Raw genomic sequence first — 9,894 nt, forward strand, 5'->3', positions numbered from 1 at the left:
TGCGCAGCCACTGGCGCGGGGTCTTGCCCGCTGCCCGGTACGCCGCGTTGCCCTCGACCTTGAGGTTGTAGGGCATCCCCTCTTCCTTCTCCGGCTTGGCCGGGGCGGCGGACTGGCTGGCGTCCGCGTCGTCCTCCTTGAGCGCGTGGCCGTACGCCTCGGGGTCGGTGCACAGGAACATCACGGCGGCCGGGGCGACCTCGTCGTACTCGGCCCAGATGGCCACGTGCCCGGGGCAGGAAGCATGGTCCACGGAATCGATCTCGTCGCCGTCGGCGCCCCGCAGCTCGGCCAGCCACCCAGACGTGTCGGGCACCTCGTCGGCGTCCTCGATCAGGGTCACCCCTGCGGCGGCCAGTTCCGCCCGCCGCGCGTCGCGGGCCTGGGCCTTGGTGCGGTCGTCGCGCTCTCCCGGGTGACCTGGTGGGCGAAGTACCCGGCCGTGCGCGCGGTGATGAGCCGCTCGACGGCGGCGGGGCGTCGTCGAACTCGCCCAGGACGACGAGCACGTCGATGGTTCACGTGTAGCCGTCGGCCCGGGCCCGGGTGGCCCGGGTGGCTGCGCCCATGGACCAGATGCTGATCTACAACGAGCAACACCTGCGACACGTCCTGGCCGAATACGTCCAGCACTACAACTGCGGCCGGGCCCACCGAGCGCTGCGGCTTCGCGCCCAGCCGACGACCCCGACGTCATCCCCTCCCGGCCCAGCGGATCCACCGGCACGACATCCTCAGCGGACTCATCCACGAGTACCACAACGCCGCCTGACGAAGATTACGACGGCTGAAGAAGCTGCAGATCGTCACGGCCGACTTCCGGGCGAGCGGTGCCTCATGGCACAGGCGCTACTGTGAGGCTCATGAGCGCCCTGCCGACGCCGCGCCGCCGCAAAGGCGCTTTCGCGCCGCTCGACGGCCTCGACGAGATTCCATGGGCGGATCTGCGGCATGCCTACGGGTCGGCCGCCGACGTGCCGGGGATGCTGCGCGGGCTGGCGCGACCGGTCGCGGACTCCGAGCGTGCTGACCTGCTGGACCGTCTGGATCCCTCGATCTACCACCCGGGCGACGCCGTCCATTCGGCGAGCGCGGCGGCGGTGCCATTCCTCATCGAGCTGGCGAGCGCGCCCGCTGTGCCATCGCGGGGAGCGATCGTGGAGCTGATCGGCCGCTTCGCCGCCTTGCCGAACGAGATGGGTGAGCCGTGGCGCTCGGCCGAGGACGCGGTGCGGTGCCGGGATGCGCTGGTCGCCGGGCACGATGCCCTGGTCGGGCTGCTTCAGGACGCCGACGGCTCCGTGCGGGCGGCCGCGGCCGAGCTGATGTGGGCGTACGCGCTCTGGTCGCCGCGGGCGGATGGGGCTTTGGCGGCCTTGCTCGAGCTCGACGCGGTCGAGCCGGACATCGGTGTGCGCGTGTCGTTGCGGCGGGACGGGGCGCAGGCGGCGATCGACGCTCGCGGGTCGGGCGCAGCCTCGGCCGACCGGATCGCGGCGGCGGTGCGGCGGCTCGCCGACACGTCGCAGACGGCGCCGGCGTTGCGGCTGGCCTGCCTGGCGGCGCGTAGACGGTTGGATCCCACGTCGGTGACTTGGCGGGACCTTCTCGACGCCGCGCTCGCGCCGGACACGCCCCGCGAAGCCGACGGCGCCTGGGGCGAGGGCGGTTCCTATCTGGCCGTGGGGCTGTGCCACATGTGCGGCGAGGATTCCGCCGCGTGGTTGAATCTCATCCGCTCTCTGATCGGCCATGAGCAGGCGCAGGTCCGCGCGGGTGCCCTGCGGGCGGCCGGCGAGGCGATGGTTCGATGGCGGTCGGCCCCCGCGACGCTGATCCCGTTGATCGGCCCGTTGCTGCTCGATCCGGAACCGGAGATCCGGATGATGTCCGCGGATTTGCTGGCGGCGGCGGGCCACGCCGACTCCGGATTCGACGACCGTCTCGCGGCCGTCCTCAACGACTCATATCGCCCCGCCGCGGCCTGCGCCGCCTGGGCGCTGGCTCGGCACGGAGACTCACGCGCCGTCCCGGCGCTGATCCACGCCCTGGACGACGAGGAGTCCGGCGGCTTCGGACGGTCGATGCACTACGGCGACTCCTTTTACTGGTTGACCTCACCGCCCCTCGGCGAGGCACTTGTCGCTGGGGCGTCCCGGCACGGATCGGCGCTAGCGTCTGCGCTGCGTCGCGCGCTCGCGCGGTGCTGGGCGCAGAACGGAACGGCGGGCGGCCCGCCGACTCCCCTGCACGTCGGCGCCCTTCCCCGGTTCCATGTGCTTTGTGAGGCCCTCGCGGCGTGTGGTCCGGTGGCGGTGACGGTGACCGCCGAACTGGAGGCGCTTCTCGACTCTACCCATCCACAGCTGGCCCTCACCGTGATCGAGGCGGCCGGGCCGGCCGCTGCAGCCTTCGCCCCACGCCTCGAACGGCTCCAACGCGAAGGTCTGGAAGCGGCCGCGGCACGGCTGTCCTCTGCCGCTGGGCCGGATGTGTCGGACACGGCGCTCAAACTGCTGCCCGGGCAGGCCGCTCCGTGGATCACGGCCTTGGCCGCGGCCGGGACCCACTTCGTCGTCGCCCGTGACGACGGGGCGCTGCTGCGCACGGTGGACGACGTACTCGCGTTGACCGCCCCGATCCGCCACGACGCCGCGGCGGTCGGCGGTGCCACCGGCCCGATGTTCACACCGGCGGCCATCCTCGCCGGCGCCCTGGCCCGCTGTCTCACCCCGCTTGGCCCGGCCGCGGCGGACCGGATGAGCTGGCCCGACCAGTGGCTGCGCGCGAACCAGCGGTGCTGGACGAGCCATCAGGCCGTCCAGGCCGCCGGGGCGCTCTGGCGGATCACCGGCGACGTCGATCTGGCCTGCCGCGTCTTCGAGCACGTTCTCAACGGCACACCGCCCAGGGGTTACGACCCACTCGAACTGGCCGTCCTGCGGCACCTCGCGGACATGGGACCCGCGGCCCGCCCACTCGCGCCGCTCCTGCGCGCGTGCCTGGATCGGGACGAGCGGCTCATCAACGGCGGCGGTTGGCGCGGCATCGCGCAAGACGAGGAAGCCCAACAACTCCTCACACGCGCCCTGCCCGCCGGTTGACCCCTCAGATCGACCGGTGGAAGCCGCAGGAGGCGCTGCGGGCAGGTGCGTTTCACCGCGACCACGCGGACGCGGTTACCGCCGTGGTAGGCCTCGGTAACACCGATGATCTTGGCTCGTTACTCCTCCGGTCGGCGTACCGCTGGCGGAGTGATGCCGAGCATCTCGCGGAGCGGTGCCGTGGGTATGAGGAGGCGGCTACTGATCTTGATGGCCTCCCAGAACCAGAAGCAACGGCCGCAAAAACAATGGATATCGATCGCTACCTGTGGGACGACCCCGCAACCCGGCTCGCGATCATCTTCGTCGGCGGTGAAGGCTGCCACACCGTGCTGCGCCGCGAACCGATGCTCTCGTCCCGCATTTTCATCTGGCAGCACTTCATGGGCCTGGCCCCGGGCGAGGTCCTGGAGGTCATCGGGTCCACCAGAGGCGGGCGCGGATGCCGTCGGGCTGGGTGGCTGAGACGTTGCGCTTCGGTTGGCGGCTTTGCGAGCGACCTGGCGGGTTCTGCGTGAGGCGTCCGAGCAGGCCGGCACCGTTGGTCGGCCAACGCCGCCGGAGAAGAGTGCACCGCATGTCGAAAATGACGCCTTGCCCTTCGTCGTGATGTTGGACGATGCCAGTAGGAGGAGGAGACGTGAGGTACTTGATGCTGGTCTGCGTCGATGAGGACGTGGAGCCGAACGCGGACCCCGGGCCGTGGATTGACGAGATGGAGGGTCGCGGGGTGCGGCGCACGGGTAACCGACTACGCCCTGTCCGTGACTCGACGACGGTACGTCTGAGGGGTGGCGAAGTGCTCGTCGCGGACGGGCCGTTCGCGGAGACCAAGGAGCAGATCGGCGGCTTCGACATCCTTGAGTGCGCCGACCTCGACGAGGCGATCGAGGTTGCTTCGAAACATCCGGCGGCGGCATTCGGGACCCTCGAGCTGCGCCCGTTCTGGGAAGGGTGAGGGCCCGGGACGCCGTCGCCGCCGCCTTCCGCGAGGAGCGGGTCAAGGTGCTGGCGACGCTCATCCACCTCACCGGCGACTGGGAGTTGGCCGAGGAGTGCGTGCAGGACGCCTTCGAGGCGGCCCTGGTGCGCTGGTCCGACGACGGCGTTCCCCGGCGGCCCGGGGCGTGGTTGACCACCACCGCGCGCAACCGTGCCCTCGACCGGCTGCGCCGTGGCAGCGTCGAGGCGGCGAAGCTGAGGGAGGTGGCCGAGGTTCCGGGCGCCGAGGACGACGGGTGGGGCGATGACCGGTTGCGATTGGTGTTCACGTGTTGCCATCCCGCGCTCCCCCTCGACGCCCGGGTCGCTCTCACCCTGCGAACGGTCGCGGGCCTGACGACCGAGGAGATCGCCCGGGCGTTCCTGACGCCGACCGCGACGATGGCGCAGCGGCTGTTCCGCGCCAAGCGCAAGATCCGGGAGGCGGCCATCCCCTACCGTGTCCCTCCGCCGGATCTCCTGCCGGAGCGGCTCACCGGCGTGCTGGGCGTGGTCTATCTGCTGTTCAACGAGGGCTACTCCGGGCGGCGGGAGCTGGCCGAAGAGGCGATCCGGCTGGGCCGGCTCCTGGAGCAGCTGATGCCCACCGAGACCGAGGTACGCGGTCTGCTCGCGCTGATGCTGCTCCACCACGCGCGCGTCGATGCCCGTACGGACAGCGCCGGCGACCTGGTCCCCTTGGAGGAGCAGGACCGGGCCCGGTGGCACCGGGGACTGATCGACCAGGGCGTCCGCTTCCTCACCGGCACAACCACCCCGTACCAGCTCCAAGCCGCCATCGCGGCGTGCCACGCCACGGCAGCCACCGCAGAGGACACCAACTGGCGGCGGATCGCTGTGCTGTACGAGGAACTGGCCAGTCTCATGCCGTCGCCATTCATCGAACTCAACCGGGCGGTCGCAGTGGCGATGGCCGAGGGGCCGGAAGCCGGACTGGCGCTCGTCGACGCCCTCGACTCCACGGGCACGCTCGACGGTTACCACCTGCTCCCGGCCACCCGCGCGGACCTGCTGCGCCGGCTGCGCCGATGGGCGGAGGCCGCCGCCGCGTACGAGCAGGCGCTCTCCTTGGCGCCCACCGAGCCCGAGCGGCGCTACCTGCGCCGGCGTATCGCCGAGGTCCGCGGCTAGTCCGATGCCTGCTCCTGTCGAGGAGCGCCCGGCTCCGATCGTCGTCTGTGCGGACCCGATTCCCCGGGCAGACCCACGATGGGAGACCACACGATGTCGATCCAGGACCAGACCGCACCAAGTCAGCGGGGGGCGCGGGCCGCCGGCGCCGGGCGATGGTCCGCCATGGCCGTCTTCTTCCTCAACGGGCTCGCACTGTCGACATACATCGTGCGACTGCCTTCGCTGAAGAGTGAGCATCACCTGACCGACGGCATGCTCGGGGTCGTCGGAGTGCTCTTCGCCTTGGCGGCCCTCGCATCCATGCAGTTCGTCGGGCCGCTGGTGTCCAGGGTCGGGAGCCGGCCCGTCCTGCGCGCCTCGCTGGTCGTCATGCCCCTGCTGCTGGCCCTCGTCGGCCTGGTCGGCGACCCCGTCGGGTTCGCGATGGCAGCGACGGCGCTCGGTGCCGTGCACGGCACCACGGACGCCGCCATGAACGCACACGCTGTCACGGTCGAGCGGCTCGGCGGGCGCCGCATCCTCAACGGCTGCCACGCGGCTTGGAGCGTCAGCGCGGTCATCGCCTCCCTGGCGGCGGCCACTCTGGCGCACGCAGGCGTCTCTTTGACCGCGCACTTGGTCGGAGCCGCGACGGTGGTCCTCGCCGGCGGGCTCGTGCTGGGGCCGCTGCTGCTGCCCGCCTCGGCCGATCGCCGTAGCGGCCCGGCTCCAGCACACACCTCCCTCGGCTGGCGCGGCGGCTGGACCCGCACTGTCGTCGCACTCGGCCTGACCGGCACGGCCCTGATGGTCTGCGAGGGTGCGGCCCTCGGCTGGGGCGCGATCTTCCTGCACGACAGCAGGGGCGCGTCGCTCGGCCTGGCCGCGACGGCGATCACGGCGTACACAGCCGGTCAGACAGGCGGACGGCTGGTCGGTGACCACCTGACCACGCGTTACGGCGCCCCGCCCCTCTTCCGCACCGGCGGGCTGGTCGGCGCCTGCGGTCTCACGGTGGCCGTGCTCGCCCCCCAGCCGGCCACCGCGGTCGCCGGATTCGCCGTCATGGGGCTTGGCACATCGGTCCTGCTCCCTCTGACCTTCAGCGCAGTCGGGCAGACGGGTCCCACCGGCCCCGCCGCAGCGGCGCATGTCTCCCGGTTCACGACATTCACCTACGCGGGCATCCTGTTCGGTCCTGCCGTGATCGGCTGGACGGCGGAGCTCGTGGGACTGACCCGGACGCTGTCCGCGCTGATCCCCATGCTCTTCGCCGTCGCCCTCCTCAGCCGACTGCCCGGCTCACGGCCCTGATCCTCACGCGCCGAAGCAGCGACGCCTACAGTCCGAGTCCGGCCGCTCCCGCTGATGGGCAGGATCAGCCTCCGGAGCGAAACCCGCCATCTGAAGGGCAACGTCTCAGTGGCGCGTGCGGGGTCGACGGCGGCGGGGTCGAGGCGGGCGAGGTAGTAGCGCTCGACCTGGTGGGCGGGTCGGCCGCCGACGGGGTGAACCTGGCTGCGTTCGGCGAGCTGTGGGCCGAGCTCGATGTCGTCGACGCCGAGCTCCTCCTGCAGCTCGCGCCGCGCGGCGGTGTCGTGGTCCTCTCCGGGGTCCAGGGAGCCGCCGGGGGTGGCCCAGAAGCCGCCGCCCTCGGCGTAGGCCAGCAACAGCACCCGATCCGCTTCGTCCATGACGACGACCCGGGCGGCCTCGCACAGCGGTGGGGTCATACCGTCCATTTTGGCTGATGGGGATCCGGCGGACCGGTCAGCAGACCTCTTCGAGGTCGCGCCAGTGGTTGGGCTGGTCCGGCCGGGCGTTGCCGCGCCCGGCCGGACGGTTTGGTCAGTGCAGGTCCGGGGGCAGTTCGGCGAGCGTGATGTCGCGGGCGTTGCGGACGAGTACGACGTCGAGGACGGCCAGGGTGGACAGGTCGAAGTGCCAGTAGGGCGCGCTGGGACGGTGGTGCTGGTCGGCGATCCACGTGCGGTAGTGGCGTATGTCGTCGCCGGTGCGCAGCACGGCCGGGCCCGCCTTGCCGAAGCGGAAGTGCCGCACCACCTGGTGGGCGCCTTCGGGCAGGTCCGGGGGCAGGGTGGGCTCGTCGTCGGCCTGGAGGTGCAGGGGTCACCGTGTCGCCGGTGAAGGTGTCGAGCGCGTCCAGCAGAAAGCGGGCGTTCAGGAGCAGGGTGCGCCCCTGCACGTGGTCGGTGGTGCCGTGGGTGATGCTGGCGGTCACCTTCGCACCCCGCACTTTGGCCTGCTCCTCTTGGCCGTAGAAGGGCGCAAGCGTCAGGCTCCCTTCGGCGTCCCACTGGGCTCTGGCGGAACCGGTGGTTCCCATGCCTTTGGCCTTGACCAGCGCGTGGGCCTTCTTGGCGGCCTTCACCAGGTCGGCGCGGCTGACGGTCACGGCGGCGTGCCGCTGGGTGGGCAGGTGGTTGTCCAGGTTGAAGAACTCGACCTCGCGGTGGCCGCCGAGGCGCCGGCATCGACCCCGAATCCGCCCTGCGCGCGGCCGCCCGCCGCTACCGCGAGGCGATCCGCTCCGCCGAGGGCGGTGCGTGACCGGACCGGGTGCGCGGACGGGTATGTTGCCCCGACCCGTAAAAGGGTACAAATAGGACATGAGTGCTGTGGAGCAGGTTCACCTGGCCGTCACGCACGATTACCTCGTGGGGATCGCGCCATTGGTGGTGGGAATTGTCCTCGTCGGGATTCTGGTCGGCGCCGTATCGGTGGGCTTGTGGGCCCGGTCCAAGGAGCCACCTCCGGAGCAAACGCCGCAGCTGCGCGCAGGGGCCTGGCAGAAGTGTGAGGAGCTCGAGCTGGGTGCGCCGCCCGACCGCGGGCCCGGGCACCAGGATGGCAAGCGGCATTCGCTCTCCGAGACACGTGAGACGGACGTGTGGGTGCAGGACGGCACCCGCATCCTGCCGCACTCGTTGAAGGGCTTCGGGAACTGGGGTTCGCACACGGTGAAGTACAAGTAGCCTCGCCGGATGCGTATCGAGGTACCCCACGCCTGGCCGTAGGGCGAGGCGTGGGCGCTGGCGCTGCAGGATGAACTGCGGTCCCGGGCCGATCACGTACGCACCTTCGGATCAAGCAAGAAGGATTCATACGATCCGTCTGCCAATGCTCGGACCACCGGCAAATGTGGGCCAGCCGGCATACGCCACAACAGATCTGCCCCTGAAGCAGCCGCCGCTTCCCACAGGCGATAGGCATAGAATCCCCGGTCCGCCATGACCAGCATGCCGGGCTGGAAGTCAGTGACGAGTTCTTTCGCAAGAACACCCTCATCAACACGCCAAGGACCTAATCTCGCAGCCACGATGGCACACGGCCCCGGAGTGTTTCCGGGATGTCTGGTTTGACCTGGTGATCGCTGGCGGGTCCCGGATGCAGGGCGAGCACGGCGCTTGTGGATCATGGAGTTCTCTACGCTGCCACGATCTGCAAGGGTGCCGTGCTCGTCGCTCCATCTTCCCCCCTGTCCGTTGCGCTGCCGGACGCGCCCCGTCTGACCGGGTCGCCGGCCTGCGCGGGACTCGGTTGTTCCCGAGGGGCTGCTGCAGGTCCTGGCGCAGGTGCCGGACCCGCGTGATCCGCGCGGAGTGCGTTATCAACTGGCTACTCTGCTGGCGATCGGCGTCTGCGCGATGACCACGGTGGGCCACAACTCCCTTGTCTCGGTGGGCGAGTGGGTCCGTCGCTGCGATCAGCAGACCCTGGCCGACCTCGGATGTCCCTACGATCCGCTGGCCGGGCGGATCCGCTGCCCCGACGAGAAGACACTGCGCGACGCCTACGCCAAGGTCAGCCCCGGCGAGCTGACCCGGGCCGGCTATCAGCGCCTGGCCGCCCTGGCCGAGACGGCAACCGCCGGTGAAGCGAGCGCGCTGACACCCCAGGGCATGCCCGAACGAGAACAGCGCCGGGCCCAGCGCGCCGCCCGTCTCGACCCGCCGCCCCCACGCAGGCGGGCCGTGTTCGCCGCCGACGGCAAATGCCTGCGCGGCGCCAAGCGCCCGGACGGCTCCCAGCTCTACATCTTCTCCGCGGTCCGCCACCAGGACGCGCTGACGGTAGCCGCCCGCGAGGTCGGAGCCAAGACCAACGAAATCCCCGAGTTCCAGCCGCTGATGGAACAGATCGACGACGAGGACCTCAACGACGCCGTGGTCACCCTCGATGCTCTGCACGCTCAGCGCGAGCACGCCCGCTACCTGGTCGAGGAGCGCGGTGCCCACTACCTGCTCAGCGTCAAGGGCAACCAGAAGAACCTCGCCCGCCAGCTCAAGTCTCTTCCCTGGAAACAGATCCCGGTCCTGCACCGCACCGCCGAGCGCGGTCACGGCCGAGAGGAGATCCGCGAACTGCAAGTCGCCAGCGTCAACGGGCTCCTGTTTCCGCACGCCCGCCAGGTCGTACGCATCCGCCGCAGAAGCCGCCCACTCGGCGAGAAGAAGTGGACTGAGGAGATCGTCTACGCGGTCACAGACCTGCCCGCCGAACAGGCCACCCCCGCCGAGATCGCCGCCTGGGCCCGCGACCACTGGACCATCGAGGTGCGACATGAGGTCGCACTGTTTGAGTGAGATAACCGAAATGGAGGGTCGAATGATCGACGGTTAACTCCGGGCGAGTGCTCAGCGCCCGTTCCCGC

8 protein-coding genes and 2 pseudogenes are annotated in these 9,894 nt (G+C 70.6%); 7 read left to right on the plus strand and 3 right to left on the minus strand.

Features of this window, described 5'->3' with window-relative positions:
* A partial coding sequence (locus EFK10_RS01405) for a hypothetical protein (RefSeq protein ID WP_206305263.1) occupies nt 1–343 on the minus strand: 343 nt, incomplete at its 3' end.
* A gap of 520 nt (nt 344–863) precedes the next feature.
* Here EFK10_RS01405 and EFK10_RS01410 point away from each other — a divergent pair.
* From EFK10_RS01410 to EFK10_RS49320, 5 genes are all read left to right on the plus strand, one after another.
* Nucleotides 864–3,104, plus strand: a complete 2,241-nt coding sequence (locus tag EFK10_RS01410; protein WP_127353964.1) for a hypothetical protein — start codon at nt 864–866, stop codon at nt 3,102–3,104.
* Nucleotides 3,101–3,622: a hypothetical protein gene (locus tag EFK10_RS49315; protein WP_240676910.1), complete on the plus strand. Its 522-nt coding sequence runs from the start codon at nt 3,101–3,103 to the stop codon at nt 3,620–3,622. The genes EFK10_RS01410 and EFK10_RS49315 overlap by 4 nt, the downstream gene beginning before the upstream one ends.
* A 122-nt stretch (nt 3,623–3,744) precedes the next feature.
* Nucleotides 3,745–4,062 (plus strand): YciI family protein, encoded by a 318-nt coding sequence (locus EFK10_RS01420; RefSeq protein ID WP_240676911.1) that lies wholly within the window; start codon nt 3,745–3,747, stop codon nt 4,060–4,062.
* The gene (locus tag EFK10_RS01425; protein ID WP_127353966.1) at nt 4,059–5,237 is read left to right on the plus strand and encodes an RNA polymerase sigma factor; all 1,179 of its coding nucleotides are present in this window, start codon (nt 4,059–4,061) and stop codon (nt 5,235–5,237) included. The genes EFK10_RS01420 and EFK10_RS01425 overlap by 4 nt, the downstream gene beginning before the upstream one ends.
* 93 nt (nt 5,238–5,330) lie before the next feature.
* Entirely contained in the window at nt 5,331–6,533 is a 1,203-nt protein-coding gene (locus EFK10_RS49320) for an MFS transporter (RefSeq protein ID WP_164835758.1), read from the plus strand.
* A 191-nt stretch (nt 6,534–6,724) separates the two neighbouring features.
* On the opposite strand, the pseudogene EFK10_RS49325 reads toward EFK10_RS49320, so the two are convergent.
* Both EFK10_RS49325 and EFK10_RS01440 read right to left on the minus strand, forming a co-directional pair.
* Nucleotides 6,725–6,961, minus strand: a pseudogene (locus EFK10_RS49325) (NUDIX domain-containing protein); the annotation flags it as partial.
* A gap of 106 nt (nt 6,962–7,067) precedes the next feature.
* Complete coding sequence (locus tag EFK10_RS01440; RefSeq protein WP_127353969.1) at nt 7,068–7,283, minus strand: hypothetical protein; 216 nt, start codon at nt 7,281–7,283, stop codon at nt 7,068–7,070.
* 566 nt (nt 7,284–7,849) lie between these two features.
* Here EFK10_RS01440 and EFK10_RS01445 point away from each other — a divergent pair.
* Together EFK10_RS01445 and EFK10_RS01450 are read left to right on the plus strand one after the other, a co-directional pair.
* Complete coding sequence (locus EFK10_RS01445; RefSeq protein WP_127353970.1) at nt 7,850–8,215, plus strand: DUF6479 family protein; 366 nt, start codon at nt 7,850–7,852, stop codon at nt 8,213–8,215.
* A 479-nt stretch (nt 8,216–8,694) separates the two neighbouring features.
* A pseudogene (locus tag EFK10_RS01450) lies at nt 8,695–9,796 on the plus strand (ISAs1 family transposase); the annotation flags it as partial.
* Nucleotides 9,797–9,894: the final 98 nt, after the last annotated feature.

The sequence above is a fragment of the Streptomyces soli genome, from assembly GCF_003999195.1.
In the GTDB taxonomy this organism is placed as follows: Bacteria; Actinomycetota; Actinomycetes; order Streptomycetales; family Streptomycetaceae; genus Actinacidiphila; species Actinacidiphila soli.